The organism is Streptomyces sp. NPDC059248, assembly GCF_042753905.1.
Lineage (GTDB): Bacteria > Actinomycetota > Actinomycetes > Streptomycetales > Streptomycetaceae > Streptomyces.
Window position 1 is genome coordinate 1 of sequence record NZ_JBHYZV010000030.1, and the last position, 20,430, is coordinate 20,430.

Below are 20,430 nucleotides of genomic sequence, written 5' to 3' on the forward strand. Positions count from 1 at the left end.
TCCTCGCCTTACCGGCGGGGCTGCGTCCCGGCCCCGGGGGGGGCGGGGGGGCAACGCCCCCCCGCATCCGGGGGGTCGGCGTGGGGGGGGGGGGCGGGCCGCCGCCGGCACGGCGAACCACCCGGGGTCGCCGCCGTTGTCGATGAAGGCCTGGACCGCTCCTCGCTGGTCCACCAGCCGGCGGGGACCACCACTGTCGCCCGGATCGCCACGACGGCCGTCACTTACGGGCAGTGGATCACCACGGGCTCGGGGTACGCGTATGGCGGTCGCTTACCCCGTTCCGGCGCAAGCCTGCGCCTCGGTCAGGTAGCGCGCGACGGGGCCCAGAGTCAGCATTCCGCCGGCGGCGCCGGCGTGTTCGGCACGGGCATCGCGCAGGGCAACCTCGGCGCGTGCGGCGATCTCGCGCTCGCCGAGGCGTACGGCGGCGCGGGCGGTCAGGCACCACATGGCTTCCTGCATGTGGTCACGCGGTGGTTCGGGCACCGCGATGAGGGTGGCACGGGCCTCCTCGACCCGGTCCTGGGCGAGCAGCACGAGGGGTCGCGCCCAGAGTCGGTACGGGCCCCAGTCGAGGTGCGGGTCGGTGGGCGCGGGCCGGTCGTGCAGCAGGCGCAGTCCCAGGAGGGCGAGCGGGAACAGGCCCCGATGCAGTCCGGGCATTCCGGCCGTCCGGAGGGCGTCCTCGGCAGCGCGGTAGTGGGCTGCTGCCGTGGCGGCGGTCGGTCCGCCGGGTTCGGTGCTGCGGGCGGCCGTGGCCCGGGCCCTGAACCATCTGGTGAGGACGGGGACGAGGGGCGCTTCGGTGGTGGCGGCGAGCTGGTCGGCCGCATGGGCGTGCGAGGTTGCGGCGTCGAGGTCGCCGAGGGCCGAGGCGGATTGCAGGCGGACGAGCCGGCCGAGTACGGCGAAGTTCGGCAGCTCGTGCCGGGTGGCCAGGTCGAGGATCTCGGCGCCGATCCGGTCTCGTACCGCCGCGAGCCCGGGGCGGGTGAAGGACTGCAGGAACACCCCGTTGAGGGCGAAGGCCAGCAGGGCGGGATCGGCCAGGTCCCGTGCCAGTGCCTCGGCCTGCAGTGCCGCCTGCTGCGCGTGCTTCAGCTCGGTTACGGACAGATCGGCGCTGCGGCTCTCGACGGCGATCGTGGCAAGGAGGCGGGCGCGCAGGTCGTCGGGGCCGTCCGGGCCGAGCGCGGTGAGGGTGCGCTCGGCGGCCGCGACGACGGCGCGGGACTGCTCGGGGTCGTCGGCCCGGCTCCAGATGGCGGGCACGTCGTAGGCGCCGATGATCCGGGCGGTCAGGGAGGGGTCCCCGGTGCGTTCCGCCGCCTGGACGGCGGAGAGGCGGTCGCGCCGCGAGTGGACGAGGGCGTCGCCGCCCGCCAGTGCGAGCGTGCGGGCCAGATCCACGGTGGTGCGTGGGCCGAGACGGACGCCGGGGCCGGTCCACGCGGTACGGGCTCCTTCGGGCGGCACGGACCCGTTGAGGATGTCCGTCTCCAGGCGCTGGAGGCCGGCACCGGGGTCGAGTCCGAGTTGGTCGACGAGCATTGTGCGGGCGCGGCGGAGGGTGGCAAGCGCGTCGGCCCGGCGGCCCGCGCGGTACAGCGCGCGGGCAAGGAGCCCCCAGGCCGGCTCGCGCCACGGGTGTTCGGCGACATGGGCACCCAGTTCGGCGACGAGGTCCGCCCCTTCCCCGGAGTCGAGGAGGATGCGGGCGCGCAGTTCCGCCCCCTCCAACCTCAGCTCCTCCAGTCGGGTCCGCTCGCGCTGCGCCCATGGGGCGCCGGTCACATCGGCGTAGGCGGGTCCTCGCCAGTCCGCGAGTACCGTGCCGAGGTCGCCCGCCGCGTCGGGGTTGCGGCGGGCTCGGGCCAGGGTGTCCTGGAACCGGTGGACGTCCACGTCCTCGCGCGGCAGGCGCAGCGCGTAGCCGGGGCCTTCGGTGACGATGACGCGCGGCGGATCGCGGGGCGGTCGGTCGGGTTCGAGGGCGCGGCGCAGCGCGGCGACGAAGGTACGCAAAGCGCCGATGGCGCGGGCAGGCGGATCGGTCCACAGGTCGTTGACGAGGGTGTCGGTGGTGACCATCTGTCCCTCGGCGGCGACGAGCCGGGCGAGTACCTCACGATGGCGGGGTCCGCCCAGGTCAACCGGACTGCCGTCGTCGCGGAAGGCCCGCACGGCACCGAGCACGTCGATTCGCATGCCCCCATCCTCCGTGCCGGAGGCCGGCTGCGCCCCACCGTACTGATCGGCTGCTGATCGCCGTCGCCCAAGCTGATCCGGTCCAGTCCCCGACCCGAAAGGGTGGTCCTTCATGACACTCACCATTCCCGGCTTCGATCACATCCGCCTGCCCGGTGCGGACGGTGTGGAGCTGGCTGCGGCTGTCGGCGGCAGCGGCAGCCCGGTCGTGCTGTTGCACGGTTTTCCCCAGACCCACCTCATGTGGCGACACGTAGCCGAGCGGCTCGCCGACGAGCACACGGTGATCTGTCCTGACCTGCGGGGCTACGGCGCCAGCGGCAAGCCGGCGGCCACCGACCCCGATGTGTACGCCAAGCGCACCATGGCCGCCGACGCCGTGACCCTGGCGGCGGCCCTCGGCCACGAGCGCTTCGCCCTCGTCGGTCACGACCGGGGCGCCCTGGTCGCCTTCCGGGCGGGTCTTGACCACCCCGAGACCATCACACACCTGGGCATCCTCGATGTCGTGCCGACGCTCGACATGTGGAACGTCCTGCATGGCACCTCGGCGGCGGTCGGCTACCACCTCTTCCTGATGGCGCAGCCGCCGGGCCTGCCGGAGGCGATGATCGCAGGCAGCGCGGACGCGTTCTTCGGCTCGTTCCTCGACGCCTGGGCCAACGACCCGACCGCCGTACCCGAGGATGTGCGCGCCGAGTACCTGCGGGCGAGCGCCGCGGCGGTGACGTCGATCGTCGCGGACTACCGGGCCTCGGCGGGCATCGACGTCACGCACGACCAGGCGGACCTGGACGCCGGGTCGCAGCTGGCCATGCCCGTGACGGTCGTCCAGCAGGACTGGGGCGCGCAGCTCGGCTACGACGCTGCCGCGGTGTGGAAGGCGTGGGCGCCGGACCTGGACCACCGGCTGACCCGCGCCGGGCACTTCATGGCCGAGGAGGCACCCGACGAGATCGCCGAGGCGATCCAGGACCTGCTGGCCCGCTGAGCCTCCTGTTCCCGACCCGTCGGCCGGGTCAGCCGGCGGAAGGCGTCGAGCCTGGCCTCGTGCTCGCTCGGCCAGGTTTCCCGGCCTTTGAGCGTCTCCCTCTTGAAGGCGCGGCGTTGAAGCTTTCCTCGGCGGCGTTGTCCGCGCCGGAGCCGATCGGACCCTTGCCTTGCCGGACCCCTGCTGACCTCCGGCGCGTGAAGCAAGGTCGAAGACGGTCGCGAGGTAGAGCGGCCGGGCCCGCTGGGTCGTCCGCCGTCCAGAGGGGTGCGCTGCACCAGGCCGTTCTGGGTCTGCTGGAGGCGGTGGCCCGGCCGGGCATGGTCGCGATGGAGCAGTTGCCTGCGCTGGAGCACCGGCCGGAGTGCGAGGGGTGGCCGGATGCATCCGGTCTGGTGCAGGGAGTCCGGGAGGAGCCGTCCATTGAGCCCGGTCCGGACCTGCCGGCCCGGGACGGCATCCGCGTCCGTGCCGTCACACCGCGCAGACAATGCGCCCGGGCGGCACCTTCATAAGTACCGGGCTCTTTCGGCCGCGTATCGGCTGCCCCTACTTGATCTCCACGAAGATCACATGCGTCGGGGTGTCGCCCACGTTCTCCCCGATGTGGGTGTGCTCGACCATCCAACCCGCCTCGAACGGGGCGCGGTCCACTTCGATGATCCGGTCGTCGATCGTCATGCGTCGGCGGAAGGCGCTCAGCGTGATCAGCACGCTGTCGGGGTGGTGGTGCCGCAGGGTGCGCGTGCCCGGCATGTCGCGGAACTCCACGACCCGGACCCTATCGTTCTCGAAAATGACCCGGTAGAGGTCCGGGTCGGTCACCGTGGGGTGCCGACTGTCGTCCACAACGGATCCTCGATTCCAGAAATGAATTGGCGGGAAGACCGCTCCCGGCCCGTGCCCTGCGCCGCTGGATCACCGGACCCGACGGCGGATCCCGCCGACGAGGAATGACCGGCTCCAGGGTCCACCCGCCTTGCGCGGGGCCTTTGTCCTCGGTGACGACATCGAGCCTGTGCGGGAAGGCGGTATTCACCGGGGTTTTCTGTCCCTCTGCGGCCTCATCCCTCAACACCAAGAGCGATGAGCCGCAGAAGAGGCCGATAGACACCCATTCTCTTCCATGTCCCTGCTGGCCCGCGCGCCAATTAGCCCATTAGGGTGAGTATTTGTTCGTGGACCTGAAGGACGGATCCCGCTGGAGCGCGACCATCATCACCCTCGGGCAAGTCGAGGCCCTCATGGCTCGACGGGCCGCAAGGGGGAAAGCCCTGGGAGGCCGCTACTTCGAGCTGACGCTCCACCGCACCACCTATCGAAGTGCGGCCGACTGCTGGATTGAGCAGGTGACGCCGAACGCTCCCGGGGGCGGAAGGTGACGAACCGGCGCACCTCGGGGGTGTGGATACCCGTGGCTCTCAACAGCCTGTGGCTGCCGGGCCGGGTTCACCCGGCAGGCGCGTGCCCAGCCGGTACGGCCCCTTGCACCCCGCCCGCCGGTACGTTCGGGGTGAGGGTGCTTCGCCGTGGGATGTCGTGCAGGTCGATGCGGACGGTCAGCAGTTCGGTGGTTCCCATGACACGTACGACGACCGCGTTGAGGGCGCGCAGGGGGTGGTAGCGGCCGAGTTGCCGTTGCCGCGCGTAGGGGTCGTCGTCGGGGAGCAGATGGGCTGTGCCGTCCTTCCAGACGAAGTGCCAGCCCTGGCGGAGTCTGACGCGGACCTGCGGATTCTTCTCAATGTTGCGTACGTACCCGGCTCGTCGGCCGTGTTCGGCGACGACCCAGAAGGTATTTCCCTGTCGGCCGTTGCCGACGGGGGTGGCGCGGCGCCGGCCGCTGACGCGTCCGCGAGTTTCCAGCAGGGCGTAGCCCAGCGGCATCAGCCCGATGCGCAGCAACAGGCGGATGGGCGGGTTGATCAGGTATCGCTGCACGGGGGTGACCAGGGCGCGCTTGAACCGTGCGCTGGTCAGCGTCAGGGCGACATTGGCCGCGAGGGCGGCGCTGAGGGCGGCGGGCAGTACGGCGCCCCGTGGTGCGGTGGGGTCGATAAGCCACCAGGCCCACACCAGGACGGCCGCGATCGTGGTGGCGGTGAGCAGTCCGAATGCTCTAGGCGGATTAAATCGATTATGTCCCATACGACCGTATTGTAGTCGTTATGAATGAATCGCGTCAGGTGAAGCTTGCCGATGCCCTGCTGCATATCGCCGCTACTCGCGGGCTCGACCAGGTCAGCGTTCGGGAGGTCGCCTCCGTCGCGGGGGTGTCCATCGGGGCGGTGCAGTACTACTTCTCGACCAAGGACGAGATGCTCGCCTTCGCCTTCCGGCAGGTGGTGGACCGCACACGCGCCCGCATCCGCGGCCTGGAGGCCGCCGCAGGGCGTCGGCAGGCCATGGGCGCCGTCCTGCGGCAGCTCCTTCCGCTGGATGCGCAGCGCCTCGCGGAGTGCCGCGTCTATCTCGCCTTCGCCGCCCGTGCCACGACCTCGCCCACGCTTGCCGCCATTCAGAACGCGACTTTGACTGCCATCCACGACGAACTGCGGCAGACACTCGCCGCACTCCCCGCCCCACCCTCCGGTCACCCCGTTCTCCATCCCGCCCGGGACGCCCGGCTGCTGCTCGCACTGGTCGACGGCCTCATGTTCGACGCGGTCACCGCCCCCACCGCACTGCCTCCGGCCGTCGCAGCCGAAGCCTTGGATGTCTACCTGGAACGACTCCTGCCGGGCGGCCACTGACCACATCCCCCTCCACACCACGTTTCGAGGGACAGGCAAATCCAGCAACGGTCCGTACCGGCGCCTGACGCGTTGCGCCCTCACCAGCGCTCTGCCCCTGCTGCCCCTCACCCTCAACCGTCCCGGCACACGCCGCCGCCCGCACCCGCACCCGCACCCGAGATCGCGCGGATCGGCGTCGCTGTCGGCATGTTGCCCGTACGGACGGAGGACCGTACGGGCTACGAGCGGACCAAGTTCATGCACTGGAAAGCCGGGGTGAAGCCCGACGCCTGCAACACCCGGTTTATCGGTTGTGCATCGTGCGAGGCACATGAGTCACGGGCTCCTGCGCACTCGCGGGAAGAAGGCTGTGCTTGCGGCCGTCGTTGCCGCCGCGTTTGTCGCATGCTGTGCGGGCCTGGATGAGCACGGCGGACGGGGTACCGCAGCGTCGGCGGGCACGAGGCCGCCGGCAGTGCTTCGGCTCCGGGCATTCGCTCCGTAGGCCGACGCTGGCACTCGGTCTGATCGCCGAGAACGGCGCTGGCCCGAACGGGCCCGCTCGGGGAACGCCGCCTACGGCGTGCGGGGAAGCCGGACCGTGACGAGCAGGCCGCCGACGGGGTTGGGGACGAGGTCGAGGGCCCCTCCATGGGCCCGGACGATGCTGTGCACGATGGCCAGGCCGAGGCCGACGCCGGCGTGTTCGTCGGTGCGTACGCGTTCTGTTCCACGCTGGAAGGGTTCGACGAGGGTCGGTACCAGTTCCGGTGGGAGCCGGCGACCCGTGTTCTCGACTCGCAGCACGCTCATGTCGCCGTGGGCCTCGGTGTGGATGGTTACGGTGCCATCGGCGGGGAGGTTGTGGACGATGGCGTTCTGGACGAGGTTCGTCGCCGTCCGCAGCAGGAGCTCCGCGGAGCCGCTGGTCCGAGCCGGTCCGCCGGTGACATCCAGCGTGATCCGGCGCCGTTCGGCGAGGGGAAGCAGCGTTTCGGCGGCTTCTTCGGCGATGAGGGACAGATCGACGCTCTCGCGGGTGAAGTTTCCGCGGTCGCCGCGGCTGAGCAGCAGGAGGGCCTCGGTGAGGTCGGTCGCCCGCCGGTTGACTGCGTACAGACGTTCGATGAGGTCGTCCCGTTCCCGCGTCGGATCCTTGCGAGCGACATCGAGGAGCGTCCGCGAGATCGCCAGCGGGGTGCGCAGCTCGTGGGAGGCGTTCGCGGCGAATCGCTGCTGCTCGGCGACGTGGGATTCGAGTTGTTCGAGCATCGAGTCGAGCGCGTCGGAGAGTTCGCGGAATTCGTCCCGGCGGCCCTTCATGCCGATCCGGTGGGACAGCGATCCGTTCTCGGCTGTCCGGACCGCGTCCGTGATCTGTGTGAGTGGTGCGAGCATCCGGCCGGCCAGGATCCATCCCCCGACCAGCCCGAACACGAGCAGGAAGACCATCGCCGCGGCTGCGGCGGGGCCGAAGACCTGCAGGAGGACGTAGCGGTTGGGCGCGACCCTGAGAAGACCCACATCGCTGTCCGGTACGTAGCGCAGGAGGAACCCCCACACCACGGCCAGCAGGAGAACGCCGGCGAGCAGAACGAACCCGGCGTAGCTGAGGGTGAGTTTCAGTCGGGTGCTGAGCCCCGGGGGTCTAGGCATACGGACTGCCGGGGGCGGCGATGTCCCGGTCCGGGGCCACGGTCTTCGTACCGGTGTCGATCCGGTAGCCGACGCCGGGCACCGTGGTGATGATCCATGGTTCGCCGAGCCGTTTGCGCAGCGCGGAGACGGTGATGCGCACGGCGTTGGTGAACGGATTGGCGTACTCGTCCCAGGCCCGTTCCAGCAGCTCCTCGGCCCTGACGACCCCGCCGTCGGCGGAGACGAGGACTTCCAGTACCGCGAACTGCTTGCGGGTGAGCGCGACGTAGCGTTCGTCGCGGAAGACCTCCCGCCGGAACGGGTCGAGCCGCAGGCCCGCGATCTCGCGCACCGGCGGCCGGGCGTACCCGCGTCTGCGGTCGAGCGCCCTCAGCCGCAGGACGAGCTCCCGCAGTTCGAACGGTTTGGTGAGGTAGTCGTCGGCGCCGAGCTCGAAACCGGACGCCTTGTCGTCGATCCGGTCGGCAGCGGTGAGCATGAGGATCGGGATGCCGCTGCCGGAAGCGACGATGCGCCGGGCGACCTCGTCGCCGGAGGGTCCGGGGATGTCACGGTCGAGGACCGCGATGTCGTACGAGTTGAGGCTGAGCAATTCCAGGGCGGTGTCGCCGTCACCGGCGATGTCGGCGGCAATCGCCTCCAGCCGCAGGCCGTCACGGACCGCCTCGGCCAGGTAGGGCTCGTCCTCCACGATCAGTACGCGCATGCGTGAACCCTAAGGTCGTCACAGAATCGGCGCCGACGGGTGCCCACCGGAAACGCCACGCGCCCTGCCGGCGCCGGGCGCGGGGCGAGGCCGGTCCGGCGGCACCTCCGCCGCAGTGCGCCACCAGCGGCGCGACGCAAGCCCGAACAGCACGGCACCGGCGGCGTTGACCAGTACGTCATCCACCGACGACACCCTGTCCAGCCGCAGGACGTACTGTGCGGTCTCGACCAGGACCGAGCAGCTCGCCCCGAGCACCAGGATCCGCGGCGCGGACGCCGGCGCCGCGAACCGCATCGGAGCGAAGAAGCCCAGCGCCGCGAAGATCAGCAGGTTGCCGCCGATCCCGACCGGCCCCATCGTGACCAGGTCCCGCAACGGGATCGGACTCACCCGGCCGGGGACGACGCCGGCCCCCGGGCCCGGTTGCAGGGTCAGCCACACCATCGGCACCGTCCCGTAGACCATGCCCACCTCAGCCGCCCGCCCCGCCGGGGGGCGCGGCGCCGGTGATGGCCTGCGTCTGCCGCCCGAGGATGTCCGCCAGGCTGTCGGAGTCGCGGTTGATGAGGGTGACGGCGACCCAGCCGGTGTACGGGTAGATGCTCCAGTTGGCACCGACACCGGGGTTTCCACCGGCACGCTGGTACTTCCACTGGCCGTTGACGATGTTGATCGCGAGCCCGTACGCACCGAACGACGTCGGCCCGTGGGGGATTTTTGCCCCGAAGAGCACGTCGGCCCAGGGCCGGTCCAGCACCGTACCGTCGGTGAGCGCCTGCGCGAATCGGACCAGATCCGGCGCGGTGGCGAAGCCGCCGTCCCCGGGGGCGTCGATGAAGGCGCGGCCCGGGTTCTTGCCGAGTACGTACGGGTACGGGCTGCCCTGGTCCAGGTTGCGGAGCGCGTCCACCACTTGGCCGTCGGCCAGTTTCATGTACGGGTGCGCGATGTGCGGGTCGGTGAGCCACTGCGGCCTGGTGGAGAACGCCGAGCCGGTCATGCCGCAGCGCTTGAAGATGTTCTCCTGGACGTAGTCCCAGTACGTCGTGCCGGCCACGGCCTCCACGATCAGTGCGGACATGGTGGTCTCCGCCTCCGTGTGGGCGGTGTTGGGAGTGCCCGGGACGCCCACGAGGTTCGCCTGCCGGGCCCGCTGCTCGTAGTACTGGTGCACCTCGTCCCGGCTCTGGAAGACGCGTTGCACGTCCTCATCCGGGGAATCCAGCCTGGAGGTGCCGGACAGCAGGTGGTGGATGGTCACCTGCTCGGCGATGTCCTTGGCGAAGCCGGTCAGGTGGGCGCCCACCGTGTCCGACAGCCGCAGCCTGCCCTGCTGCGCCAGCTGCAAGACGGCCACCGCGTGGAACGGCTTGCCCGCCGAACTGAGGCCGAACGCGATGCCCTCGCGGTTGGGGATCCCCTGCTCCTCGTCGGCCATGCCGTAGCTGCGAGACAGGACCGTGCGGCCCCGGTGCGACAGCAGCACCACGCCGCAGAACTTGCCCTCGGCGGCCAGCTGCGCCACGTATCGGTCGAAAGCTCCGCCGGGCAGGGTGTCCCGCGGGATCCGGTCGTCCCCGGACGAGTCGGTCGGGGCCGCGTAGGCGTGGCCGGTCCCGGCGCCCACCAGCGGCACGCCCGCCGCCATGCCGGCGGTAGTCAGCCCGGCCCATCCGAACAGCCGCCGACGCTCGACGCCCCGTACCGCATCCGAATCCGAATCCGAATCCATGGTCACGGGCCGCTCCCGGTCGAACACATCTGGCGTTGACTGTGATGCGCTGTGGTTCATGCCTCCACTGAAGACGTAAGGCCGTTGCGTCGGCGTATGCGATTTTCGATACGCTCGCGATACACGGAATCCCCATCCGCGATCCGGGCATGACGAGGCGGCATGACCAGTCGCGTTGCTGAGCCTTCGCCGTCTATGAACGCGCTGGTACTGGTGCGGAGATCCGGTGTACCTCCCGGTCGCAGCGCAAGCCGCGGTCCGGAACGTGACGGAGCCCGGGAGCATGTCCAGCTCCCGGGCTCCAGCTTGCCACCCATTTGCGCACACCGGCGGCGTTTAAGAACCGCGGGTCATATTGAGACCGACGTGTTCTGCCTTTGAACTACAGCGCCACGAGAGAGGCGCCGGGGGGACTTGAACCCCCATCCGTCGATATTCGCCCACGCTCGGTCGATCCGGTGTTCGGCGGCGAATACTGAGACTGGAGCGAGAATCTGAGTTTCACGGGGCCGCCTCTGCCAGGCTTGGGCCACCCCCGCAGGTGGTGCGGGGAGAGGGATTCGAACCCCCAACTGACACCCCTTCATCAGCTTCAACATCAGTTTCAGCTTGCGCTCATCGCGCACCCTCCGCTCGCGACGGAGGGCGTTTGTGGGGGCTACCGGAAGAGGTAGCCGAATACCGCGTCGCCGACCCGCTGGTCGGTGACCTCGGTGTTGTTCGCCTCCTCACGGGCGAACTTGACGGACTGCTGGAGCTTCTCGACACGGTCGAGGAGCTCGTTGACCCGCCGGGCGGGCAGCGCGCCGGAGAACTTCACCGTGGTCCAGTAACCGACCGGGACGTCCTCGTAGTACACCTCGACCTGCGCCGGGTGCTTCTCCGTGGCCTCCGCCTTCACATGGTTGCGCGGAACCTTCTTCGTGCGGATGGTCCGCACCGGATCCGTCTTCCACGAGTCCGTCGACGGGTCCAGGTTCCACGACTCGGAGGCGTCGAGCACCGGGAGCTTGCGTACGAAGGTGTGCAGGTCGGTGAGTTGCTTCTCCAGGAACAACAGGTACGGGACGGGCACCTGGGGCAACAGCACCGTACCGTCGACCACCACGTCCGCGACCGCGGACCGGTTCGCCCAGTCCTTGGTCGCGGTCACGTCGAAGAGCCGCGTCAGCGTCCCGGCGGTCGCCCGCAGAGCGTCCTCGGCCTTGATCTGCACCCGCGTGGACTCGGGCGGCAGCTGCTCGCCCTCCTCGTCCTTGGGCTGGTAGGTCCGGGAGATACCGGCCAGGAGGGCAGGCTTCTGCACGTCCTGGTGAGCCTGGGTGAGCTCCTGGAGGGCCTTGGACTTGACGCCTTTTTCGACTGCGATGATCTGATTCAGCTTCGGCACACGGCGAACCTAACAACCCCGCGCCGTACGCACATCCGATTAAACGCCTGCCCCGTCCCTTCCGGCCGAGAGGGCTGGGCGGCGAGTGTGAGCCCGGACCGGGGCGGGAAGGTCGTCAACCGTACGGCGGCCGCCATGCCCGACGATGGCTGACCAGGACAGAAGAGCCAGGAGGATGCTTCATGATCCTGGAATCGCTCGATAGCGCGGTCGTACCGGCCGCCGAACGGTTCGGCTGGTGGTGCGAGTTGGTGGGGCGGGACACCGCGCCCACCCGGATCAGCAGTGACCACCACGATGACTTCCGGGCCGGGCTCGGTTTGGTGCGGATGGGCGCGGTCAGGCTCTCGCTGCTCTCCATGCCGGCCATCCGGTCGGAACGGACGCCGAAGCTGATCCGCCGTTCGGATCCGGAGGCGTACGAGCTCTGTCTGATCCTCGGCAGCGACATGTGGCTGGAACAACGCCGCTCCGATGCCCGGGTGGGCGCCGGTGACCTGCTGCTGTGGGACACCTCCCAGCCGTTCGACGGCCGCGGGCTGGGCGGGGGCCCGGAGCCGCTCTCGCGCGCGATCATCGTGCACATCCCTCGTACGGCGCTGCCGTTGCCCGAGGCCCGGATCAACGAACTGCTGGCGCGGCGGATGTCCACCGACAGTGGGATGGGGACGCTGCTGGCCGGCTTTCTGCGGGGAGCCCTGCACCAGACCGACGGGAGCGCCACGGCTGTCGGGGAGGGCGGGGCCGGCGTCTGGAGCCCCGGGGACGCGGTGCGGCTCGGCTCCGTGGTGCTGGAACTGTGCACCGCCTTCCTCGCCCAGAGGATGAACGCCTCGGCGGTGCTGCCGCCCGAAAGCAAGCGTCAGGTGCTGCTGCACCGCATGCTCGACTTCATCGAACTCAACCTGGCGGACCCGGGGCTGACGCCCGTGATGGTGGCCGCCCACCACCACGTGTCGGTACGCTACTTGCATCAGATCTTCCAGGGGCAGGAGCTGACCGTCGCCGCCTGGATCCGGCGGAGAAGGCTCCAGCGGTGCCAGGCGGACCTGGTCAACCCGCTGTACCGGCGCCGGCCGGTGCACGCCATCGGCCGCCGTTGGGGGTTTCCGCAGCCCGCCGAATTCAGCCGGGCCTTTCGGGCGTCGTACGGCATGTCACCTTCGGAGTACCGCGCGTTGGGCGCCGCCGCCGTGGAAGCCTGATGTGCTCCACGCGGCTCCGACTCCGCGCGTCTTCCCCGGCGCGCTCGGCCGGCAACAGCACGGGGGCTCGTTGCCGGCCGCGCAGGGGGCGGGTTTCTTCAAGCCCGTCGAGGCCGGGCAGCGTCGTCCCCGACGACCAGCTCCCTATTCCTGCAGGGAGCCGGAGGAGGACCCGGTTGTCAGGGGCCCGGCCGGACCGGGCCGGGCGGCGGGTTGCCCCTCCGTCCCGGGTTGACCGCGTCCAGGTCGACAGCGGTCCTGATGGACGCGCGGATCGGCCTCGTCGCGTCGTCGCGGTCCCACTCCACCGTGAGCAAACCGTTGGCGGCCGTATCACCGGAGTAGAAGGGGTCCGTGCTGTTGGTGGTGCGGGGCAGGTCGTTCCGCGTGTACGGCCGTACCCTGCTGACCGCCGCGGTGAGGTCCTCGGGGAAGAAGACCTGTCCGGTGTGCACGGTGACGCCTTGGGCGTACGCCCGGTCCAGCAGGACTCCCCTGGTGTGCACCTTGGCGTGGATGTGGACGGTCCGCCCGGTGTACCAGCCGGGGAAGACGGTACGGAAGCGCACCCAGCCGTCGCGGCCGGTCATCTGGAAGCCGCGCAGATAGGTGGTCTTGCTGTCCGGCGGCAGCTTCGGAATCGGGCCGTCGAACACCAGCTCGCCTTCGTTCATGGCCTCCGAGGTCTCCTCGTACCCCGAGTAGATGCCGAGCGCGTCGCACTGCCAGATGTCGACCGCCGCCTCGGGCACCGGCTTGCCGTTCTTCGCGTTCAGCACCTGGATGCGCAGCTCCAGCGGTGTGCCGGGCCTGCCCTCGGTGATATCGACACGGTGCTTGTCGTAGTCGAGGTAGTACGGGCCCTCGGTGGTCTCCTTCACCAGCGGCAGGAGGTCCGGCGCTGACGACGGGCCGGAGGCGGAGGAGGCCACCGTGGCCGCCGCCCGCGAGTCGGTGGTGGCGAGGTGGACACCGCTCAGCCCGATGGCGGTGACGCCGACACCGCCGGCGGCAAGGAGGAAACGACGGCTCACATGGGGTTTGCCGTCAGTCGTGGTCCGGAGAACCGCGGCTGTCTCCGGCAGAGCGCGGGGAGCTGTGGGCGGGACGGCGGTTCCCGCAGTGACGGGAGCGGACGCCGGGCGAGAGGGATCCGCCGGTTCGGCGCGTCCGGCTCCCTCGTCCCTGACCGCGACGGGCAGTCCGCTGCTTCTCCGCACCCGTCGCTCCCTGTCGACGGCGAAGACCTCGCACCCGTCCCTCCCGGAGGCCCAGGCGATCCCTTCGACACCGAGTGCGAACGCGGCGGTCGCCGTCGCATCCGCCTCGGTCAGCGTAGGGGCGACGACCGTCAGGCTCAGTAATTCCGTCGCAGGCAGTCCCGTGCGCCCGTCGACGATGTGGTTCCCCCGCTCGTACCGTGCGGAAGTGGCCACCGCTCCCTCGTCGAGCTCCAGGACGACACATACCTGATCCCGGATCTCGGGATGGCGCACCCCCACCCGCCAGGGCCCTCCCCCGACCACCACGTCACCCCCGGCGTTGAGGCAGAACCTCCGTACCCCTGCCTCCTTCAGCAGCCGCGCTGCCCGCTGTACGGACCATCCCTTCACCACCGCGCTCGGATCGAGCCCTCGTCCCGGCAGCCGTACGTCGAAGGCGCCCCCGGTCTCGGTCCGGTACCGCTCCGACAGGAGCAGCACCTCGGCCAGGTCCGCGCTGATGTCGTCCGGCCCGATGTCCCCCCGGTCGAGCCGGCTGACCTCGCTGTCCGGTTTGAACGGGCTGAATCGCGTGTCGACCTCACGCAGCCACCCGAACATCGCGTCGGCGAGCCCTTCCGGTACGTCCTCGTCGTCGATCCGCAGCGAGACGGGGAAGCCCATCACGTGTTCCATCCGGTGCATATCAGTTGCCTTTCGCGTCGATCGCGGCTTGGAGGGAGTCCTTGTAGGCGTCGCTGGTGATGGTCGCTCCGGAGACCGTGTCGATATCGGCCCCCTGGAGCCGCAGGGTGTCCTCGATGAGCGTGGGCACGGCCGCGTGGGTCTGGGGGTGGTTCGGCTGCCGGAGCATCCGTACCGCGCTGATCGTGTCGCCCTCGAAGACGACCTCGACCTGCACGGGACCCTTCTCGGTGTCGATCGTGGGCCCGGTGAGGACGACACCGTCGATGCCGGAGGTCCCGGTGGACGGGGAGGGCGCGGACGGTGGGGGCATCACGGTTGTGGAGCCGTTGCCGTGGGAGGGCGCGTAGCGCCACACCGGGATCACACCGATCACGGTCAGGGCGAGGACGGGCAGTACTCGCTTCACGATCACTTCCTTGTCGCTTCGGTGGCCGCTTCCGTGCCGGCCACGGGTGTGGGCCGGCGCCGGTGCGCCACGGCGTCAGCCGGCCAGGCTGAACCGCTCGCAATGGATTTGGGGCTTGGGTACGCCCAGCTCACGCAGGCCGCGGAGGACCGCGGTGGTCATGCCGGGCGGGCCGCAGAGGTACACGTCGCGGTCGGCGATGTCCGGTACGAGCCCGGCCAGGGCGCGCGGGGCGAGTGGGTCCGGCTCGATCGGCCCGGTGATCAGACGCAGCTCGGCGCCACGCGCCAGGGCGAGTTCGCGCAGCTCCTCGTAGAGGACAGCGTCCTTGTCGCTGCCGACGCGGTAGAGGACAACGGCGTGGCCGGTCAGTTCCTCCAGCAGCGCGCGGATCGGGGTGACTCCGACACCGCCTGCGATCAGCACGGCGTTCGGCCGGGTGCGGTGCAGGGTAGTGAAGGCGCCGTAGGGGCCCTCGGCGAAGACGCGGGTGCCCGGCTCGATGTGGCGCAGGGCGGCACTGCCGGCCCCGACGGCCTTGACGGTCAGCCTGAGCGTACGGCCGTCGGGTGCGGCCGACAGGGAGAACGGGTTGGCCTGCCACCAGCGGTCGCGGGTGAGGAACCGCCAGAGGAAGAACTGCCCGGCGCGGGCCGGCAGCCGGTCCAGGTCACGGCCGGTGAGATAGACGGACACGACGTGGTCCGACTCGGGCACGACCGCGGTGACCACCAGCTTGTGCCGCCGGTTGCGCCACAGCGGCAGCAGTATCCGGCCGACGGCCACCGCGCCGAGCGCGCCACCCCACAGCGCGTACCAGTAGGCCGTGGCGAGGCCGGAGGAGGCGAAGGAGGTACCGGCCGCGACCTGGTGGGTGAAGGCCAGCACCACCGCGAGGTAGGTGTACAGGTGGATGAAGTGCCAGGTCTCGTAAGCCAGCCGGCGCCGGGCGAAACGGGCGGAGACCGTGCCGACCACGAGGATCAGCAGCAGCGCGACGACGGCCCGGGCGACACCCTCGACGGTCTTGGCGAGATCGACGAGCTGATCGACCGGACCCATCCCCGTGGGCCGGGCATAGCCGAACACGATGAAGACGGCATGGCCGAGCAGCAGCCACAGCAGCGAGAAGCCGGTCCAGCGGTGCCAGTCGGTGAGCCGGTCCATGCCGATCCGGCGGTCGAGCCAGGGAATGCGGGCCACCAGGAGCAGTTGGAAGGCCATCAGCAGCGCGGCGTACAGACCGGTCAGCCGGCCCAGCACGATCAGAGCGTTGGAGGCGAATCCGGCCTGGACGAAGAAGTACGCGACGATGGCCGCGTTCGCGGTGAGGCCGACGTACAGACCGGTGCGGGCCACCACTTTCGGCCGTACGCCCCGGGTGGTGACGGGACGCGATTCGACGGTTGTCACGAGCGGCAGCTCCTCGGTCGGGAATCGGTGCACCCGAGCTTGGCGCGCGGAAGCTGTCGGATCCCTGTCGTCCGGCTTTCAAGTGCCTATCGATCGGCGCCGGGTCTTCGACGAGGTCTGGCGCGAGCGGCGACGTGCCGCAGTATGGACGTGTGGACAGAGTTCGAGTGCTGGTCGTGGATGACGATCCGCCCATCGCCGACCTCGTCGCGGCTGTCGCCCGCTACGAGGGATGGGACGCGATGACGGCGAATACCGGCGATGACGCGCTGCGGCTCGCGGCTGAATTCCCGCCGGACATCGTGGTGCTGGACGTGATGCTGCCGGATATTGACGGCTTCGGGGTGCTGGACCGGCTGCGGCGCTCCGGGACGATGGTGCCGGTGGTGTTCCTCACGGCCCGGGACGGTGTCGCGGACCGGGTGGCCGGGCTGACCCGGGGCGGCGACGACTACCTGGTCAAACCGTTCGCGGTGGAGGAGCTGATGGCCCGGTTGCGGACCGTGCTGCGGCGCAGCGCGGGGCCCGGCTTCCAGCGCTCGGTGCTCCGGGTGGGCGATCTTTCCATGGACGAGGACACCCGCGAAGTGCGCCGGGGAAGCCACCTCCTCACCTTCACCCCCACCGAGTACGAGGTGCTGCGCTATCTGATGCGCCGCTCCCCGGCCGTGCTCACCAAGGCCCAGATCCTGGACCATGTGTGGGAGTACGGTTTCGGAGGGCGATCGAACGTCGTCGAACTGGTGGTGAGCAGGCTCCGGCGCAAGCTGGACGAGACCGGTGAGCCGCTGATCCGCACGGTCCGCGGCTTCGGGTACGTCATCAGAGCGGCCGCCGAGTGAAGCGGCCGCCGAGCGGGCTCCGGCACACCTACGGCAGACTGCGTCTGGGCACCCGGCTCGCGCTCGGTCTCGGGGTGCTGTCGCTGATCGTGTTCGCGGTGGTCGGCACCGTACTGACCACCTACATGCACGACTATCTGGAGCGACAGCTCAGCGATCGGATGAAATCCGCTCAGGTGGTCCAGGCGAAGGACGCCATCGACCACGGCGCGGTCCAGCGCGAGACGTACATGGGCTGGTACCAGGCGGTGTACGACGTCTCTGACGGTGAGCCGCGGCTGCGGCAGCCGGCCGCGCTGCCCGAGGACAGCACGGCGTTCGCCTCCCTCGCGGGGCGTCTGGTCCGCTCGCGGGTCGATGACCTCTACGACACCCGGTCCCTCGGCCAGGAGGGCACCTACCGGCTGCGGGCCTGCGAGGTGAAGCCCGGGGTGGTGCTGGTGACGGCCGCGCCGACCACCGATATCGAGAACACCGTCACCCGGCTGATCACGGTCCAGGTCATCGCCTTCGTACTGGCACTGCTGGCCCTGGTGGTGTTCGGCCGGCAGACGCTGCGGCGCGGTCTGAAGCCGCTGAGCGACATGGCGCACACCGCGCACGGCATCGCCTCGCACGATCTGACCGAGTCGGCGGCCCGGCTTCCGCTACGTGCCGACCCTCGCGGCGGGGGGCCGGAGGTGGAGGAGCTGCGGACCGCGTTCAACACCATGCTGGAGCACATCGACCACTCGCTGGCGGTGCGTGCGGAGGCCGAGCGGCGGCTGCGCAGGTTCGTCGCGGACGCCTCGCACGAACTGCGCACCCCGCTGATGTCGGTACGCGGCTACGCGGATCTGTTCCAGTACGCGGCGGCGAACGCGCCGGAGGAACGCGACAGGCATCTGTCCCGGCTGCGCGCGGAGGCGGCCCGGATGGGCTTCCTCCTGGACGACCTGCTCCTCCTCGCCCGCTTGGACGCGTCCGAAGCGGAGACCCCGTTGCGGCTGGTGGAGACGGACCTGGTGGAGCTGGTGCGGCAGGCGGCGGACGCGTTCCGGGCGTGCCGCCCCGGCCATCCGCTGCGAGTGACGGGCGGACCGTCCCCGGTGAGTTCGGCGGTGGATACGCAACGGCTGCGCCAGGTGCTGGACAACCTGCTGGCCAACGCGGCCGTGCACACCCCGCCGGGCACAGAGGTGTCGATCTCCGTCGCGGTGACGGGCGGCGATGCCCTGGTGACGGTGGCCGACACCGGCCCCGGTATCCCGCCCGCCGACCGCGAACGCGTCTTCGACCGCTTCTACCGTGTGGACAAGGCCCGCACCCGCGACCGGGGTGGCAGCGGCCTCGGCCTGCCGGTCGCGGACTCCCTGATCCGTGCCCACGGCGGCACCATCGAACTGACGAGCAGCCCTGGCGAAACGGTGTTCACGGTCCGTCTGCCACTGCGCCGCGGCACGCGGCCCGCAGGCTGGTGACAGTGGGACACAAGGGCCCGCCAGTGGCGCGGCATCGTGCGCGCTGGTCGACCCCTCGATGCGATGGCCCCGAGTACTGCCGGTAGTGGTAGGGCTGGCCCCACCTTCGATCAACCGGGCAGCCGGATGGCCGCGAGAGGCCGCGTAGGCGACCGTGGGACTGTCCCGAGCAAGTCGCCTACGGAGAGGGCAAGATCGTGCGCATCGTCACGGCCTCCGCCGTTGCCCTGGCCCTCGTCGGCGGAGCCGCTCCGACCGCCACCTCCACCGCCACCGTCACCACCATCGCCAACGCCAACGCCAACGCCAACGCCAACCAGCCAACCACCGACGGAATCTGGCGCATGGACGGCTACGGCACACTGCTGTCCATCCGGAACGGAACTCTCCAGGAGTACCAGACCACCGCTGTCAGCTGTCTCGAGGGCGACTCCGCGCGGCGGACCGGACCCGGCATCTACACCACGCCCGACGGCACCGTCCTCACTGTGCGCACCCAAGGAGGCGGCGACCGCGGGTCCATGCGGGCGGACGGCTCCGTCGGCGACCGGAAACTGCGCCGGATCCCGGAGTTGCCCGCCGCCTGCACTCAGCCGGCCCCCCAGGGGCCGTTGGCCGACTTTGACGTCTTCTGGCAGTCCTTCGAGGAGAACTACCCCTTCTTCTCCGCCAAGGGCATCGACTGGCACGCCGTACGCGACCAGTACCGGCCCGAGGTGCACGCGGAGACGACCAGGGACGAGCTCTACGCCGTCTTCAGTGAGATGGTCAAGCCGCTCTACGACTCCCACGTCGCCGTTCAGGACGGCGCCCGCGTCTTCGCGCAGGTTCGCCCCGGCACCGTCCTGCCTACCCGGGAGTTGGACACCAAGGTCAAGAAGTTCATCGTGGAGCGCGATCTCAAGGACGCCCGGAACCTCCAGGACTTCGCGGGCGGACGGATCACCTACGCCGACCTCCCCGGCGGGCAGGGCTATGCGCGGATCTCCGGCTTCGGCGGGTACGCGGGCGGTGGCGCCCCCTACGCCGCCCAGCTGGCCGAGCTCGACAGGGCGCTGAACACGGTCCTCAGCCAGGAGCGCACCCGGCGCCTGAAGGGCCTGATCATCGACCTGCGGATCAACGGCGGCGGCTCCGACGCCCTGGGAATCCGTATCGCCGAGCGCCTCACCGACACCCCCTACGTCGCGTACTCCAAGCGGGCCCGCAACGATCCCGCCGACCCCACCAGGCACACTCGCCCACAGCCCGTGTACGTCACGCCCGCCCAAGGCCCCCGTTACACCGGGCCGGTCGCCGTGCTGACCGGCGGCTCGACCGTCAGCGCGGGAGAGACCTTCACCCAGGCCCTCATAAGCCGGCCCGGCACGACGGTCCGGATCGGCCGGCCCACGCAGGGCGTCTTCTCGGACGTCATGATGCGCGCGCTCCCCAACGGCATGTCGGCCTGGCTGCCGAACGAAGAGTTCCTGACCCGGTCGGGCAGGACCTTCGACGGCACGGGCATTCCGCCGCACCTCACCGAGCCGGTCTTCACCGAGGAGGAGTTCGACAAGAAGAGGGACTCGGCCTTCGACAGGGCTCTGAACGTCCTGCGGAACTACAGTGGCACCACAAGCTGACGCGGGAGCGGAAGAACCGGGGGGACAACCCGCAGGGGATCGCGGAATGTCACGACCACGCTCGGCAGCACCGACACCTCGCGACCGTTGACGACTGCTGGCTCCTGGAGCAACGCACCGAGCACGAAATCGCCGAGGTGATGTG

The 20,430-nt window shown here is 70.2% G+C and carries 16 protein-coding genes and 2 pseudogenes; 6 read left to right on the forward strand and 12 right to left on the reverse strand.

The genetic code is table 11. From position 1 onward, the window contains the following. Positions 1-273: 273 nt before the first annotated feature. Entirely contained in the window at positions 274-2,211 is a 1,938-nt protein-coding gene (locus ACFXG1_RS15185; protein ID WP_384742758.1) for a BTAD domain-containing putative transcriptional regulator, read from the reverse strand. Positions 2,212-2,323: 112 nt separating this feature from the next. On the opposite strand from ACFXG1_RS15185, the gene ACFXG1_RS15190 reads away from it, so the two are divergent. After that, a complete protein-coding gene (locus tag ACFXG1_RS15190; RefSeq protein ID WP_384742761.1) occupies positions 2,324-3,202 on the forward strand; it encodes an alpha/beta fold hydrolase in 879 nt (292 codons plus the stop codon). Between the two features lie 549 nt (positions 3,203-3,751). Here ACFXG1_RS15190 and ACFXG1_RS15195 read toward each other — a convergent pair. Together ACFXG1_RS15195 and ACFXG1_RS15200 are read right to left on the reverse strand one after the other, a co-directional pair. Continuing rightward, complete coding sequence (locus ACFXG1_RS15195; RefSeq protein WP_384711278.1) at positions 3,752-4,051, reverse strand: cytoplasmic protein; 300 nt, start codon at positions 4,049-4,051, stop codon at positions 3,752-3,754. Positions 4,052-4,651: 600 nt separating this feature from the next. Further along, positions 4,652-5,131, reverse strand: a complete 480-nt coding sequence (locus tag ACFXG1_RS15200) for a nitroreductase/quinone reductase family protein (RefSeq protein ID WP_384742864.1) — start codon at positions 5,129-5,131, stop codon at positions 4,652-4,654. Positions 5,132-5,370: 239 nt separating this feature from the next. Here ACFXG1_RS15200 and ACFXG1_RS15205 point away from each other — a divergent pair, with 239 nt between their 5' ends. Beyond that, positions 5,371-5,955: a TetR/AcrR family transcriptional regulator gene (locus tag ACFXG1_RS15205; protein WP_384711272.1), complete on the forward strand. Its 585-nt coding sequence runs from the start codon at positions 5,371-5,373 to the stop codon at positions 5,953-5,955. Between the two features lie 558 nt (positions 5,956-6,513). Here ACFXG1_RS15205 and ACFXG1_RS15210 read toward each other — a convergent pair. From ACFXG1_RS15210 to ACFXG1_RS15230, 5 genes and pseudogenes are all read right to left on the reverse strand, one after another. Then, on the reverse strand, positions 6,514-7,593 hold the full coding sequence (locus ACFXG1_RS15210) for a sensor histidine kinase (protein ID WP_384711269.1): 1,080 nt from the start codon (positions 7,591-7,593) through the stop codon (positions 6,514-6,516). Further along, positions 7,586-8,302 (reverse strand): response regulator transcription factor, encoded by a 717-nt coding sequence (locus ACFXG1_RS15215; protein WP_384711266.1) that lies wholly within the window; start codon positions 8,300-8,302, stop codon positions 7,586-7,588. The genes ACFXG1_RS15210 and ACFXG1_RS15215 overlap by 8 nt, the downstream gene beginning before the upstream one ends. Positions 8,303-8,320: 18 nt before the next feature. After that, on the reverse strand, positions 8,321-8,920 hold the full coding sequence (locus ACFXG1_RS15220) for a VanZ family protein (protein WP_384711263.1): 600 nt from the start codon (positions 8,918-8,920) through the stop codon (positions 8,321-8,323). Then, positions 8,913-10,322, reverse strand: a pseudogene (locus ACFXG1_RS15225) (serine hydrolase domain-containing protein); the annotation flags it as partial. The gene ACFXG1_RS15220 and the pseudogene ACFXG1_RS15225, both read right to left, overlap by 8 nt. Before the next feature lie 373 nt (positions 10,323-10,695). Next, entirely contained in the window at positions 10,696-11,427 is a 732-nt protein-coding gene (locus tag ACFXG1_RS15230; RefSeq protein ID WP_006376607.1) for a hypothetical protein, read from the reverse strand. A 182-nt stretch (positions 11,428-11,609) separates the two neighbouring features. Between ACFXG1_RS15230 and ACFXG1_RS15235 the strand changes: the two genes are divergently transcribed. Then, positions 11,610-12,632 (forward strand): helix-turn-helix domain-containing protein, encoded by a 1,023-nt coding sequence (locus ACFXG1_RS15235; RefSeq protein ID WP_384711259.1) that lies wholly within the window; start codon positions 11,610-11,612, stop codon positions 12,630-12,632. A gap of 179 nt (positions 12,633-12,811) precedes the next feature. Here ACFXG1_RS15235 and ACFXG1_RS15240 read toward each other — a convergent pair whose 3' ends face one another. From ACFXG1_RS15240 to ACFXG1_RS15255, 4 genes and pseudogenes are all read right to left on the reverse strand, one after another. Further along, positions 12,812-13,666 carry an intradiol ring-cleavage dioxygenase gene (locus tag ACFXG1_RS15240; RefSeq protein ID WP_384742867.1) on the reverse strand — a complete coding sequence of 285 codons (855 nt, stop codon included), beginning with the start codon at positions 13,664-13,666 and terminating at the stop codon, positions 12,812-12,814. 156 nt (positions 13,667-13,822) lie between these two features. Continuing rightward, a pseudogene (locus tag ACFXG1_RS15245) lies at positions 13,823-14,539 on the reverse strand (FAD:protein FMN transferase); the annotation flags it as partial. A gap of 1 nt (position 14,540) precedes the next feature. Next, the gene (locus ACFXG1_RS15250) at positions 14,541-14,948 is read right to left on the reverse strand and encodes an FMN-binding protein (RefSeq protein ID WP_384711255.1); all 408 of its coding nucleotides are present in this window, start codon (positions 14,946-14,948) and stop codon (positions 14,541-14,543) included. A gap of 75 nt (positions 14,949-15,023) precedes the next feature. Continuing rightward, on the reverse strand, positions 15,024-16,361 hold the full coding sequence (locus tag ACFXG1_RS15255; RefSeq protein WP_384711252.1) for a ferric reductase-like transmembrane domain-containing protein: 1,338 nt from the start codon (positions 16,359-16,361) through the stop codon (positions 15,024-15,026). 152 nt (positions 16,362-16,513) lie between these two features. On the opposite strand from ACFXG1_RS15255, the gene ACFXG1_RS15260 reads away from it, so the two are divergent. From ACFXG1_RS15260 to ACFXG1_RS15270, 3 genes are all read left to right on the forward strand, one after another. Continuing rightward, a complete protein-coding gene (locus ACFXG1_RS15260; protein ID WP_384742769.1) occupies positions 16,514-17,203 on the forward strand; it encodes a response regulator transcription factor in 690 nt (229 codons plus the stop codon). Further along, positions 17,200-18,663 (forward strand): sensor histidine kinase, encoded by a 1,464-nt coding sequence (locus ACFXG1_RS15265; protein WP_384719839.1) that lies wholly within the window; start codon positions 17,200-17,202, stop codon positions 18,661-18,663. Before ACFXG1_RS15260 ends, ACFXG1_RS15265 begins: the two co-directional genes overlap by 4 nt. Before the next feature lie 197 nt (positions 18,664-18,860). Continuing rightward, positions 18,861-20,285, forward strand: coding sequence for a S41 family peptidase (locus ACFXG1_RS15270; RefSeq protein WP_384719841.1), 1,425 nt, complete (start codon positions 18,861-18,863; stop codon positions 20,283-20,285). The last annotated feature ends 145 nt before the right edge of the window (positions 20,286-20,430 follow it).

Excerpts from the sequence above, each read along its gene's own strand:
- ACFXG1_RS15205 (WP_384711272.1), top strand. The coding sequence starts at position 5,371 with ATGAATGAATCGCGTCAGGTGAAGCTTGCCGATGCCCTGCTGCATATC.
- ACFXG1_RS15190 (WP_384742761.1), top strand. The coding sequence starts at position 2,324 with ATGACACTCACCATTCCCGGCTTCGATCACATCCGCCTGCCCGGTGCG.
- ACFXG1_RS15235 (WP_384711259.1), top strand. The coding sequence starts at position 11,610 with ATGATCCTGGAATCGCTCGATAGCGCGGTCGTACCGGCCGCCGAACGG.
- ACFXG1_RS15215 (WP_384711266.1), bottom strand. The coding sequence starts at position 8,302 with ATGCGCGTACTGATCGTGGAGGACGAGCCCTACCTGGCCGAGGCGGTC.
- ACFXG1_RS15210 (WP_384711269.1), bottom strand. The coding sequence starts at position 7,593 with ATGCCTAGACCCCCGGGGCTCAGCACCCGACTGAAACTCACCCTCAGC.
- ACFXG1_RS15185 (WP_384742758.1), bottom strand. The coding sequence starts at position 2,211 with ATGCGAATCGACGTGCTCGGTGCCGTGCGGGCCTTCCGCGACGACGGC.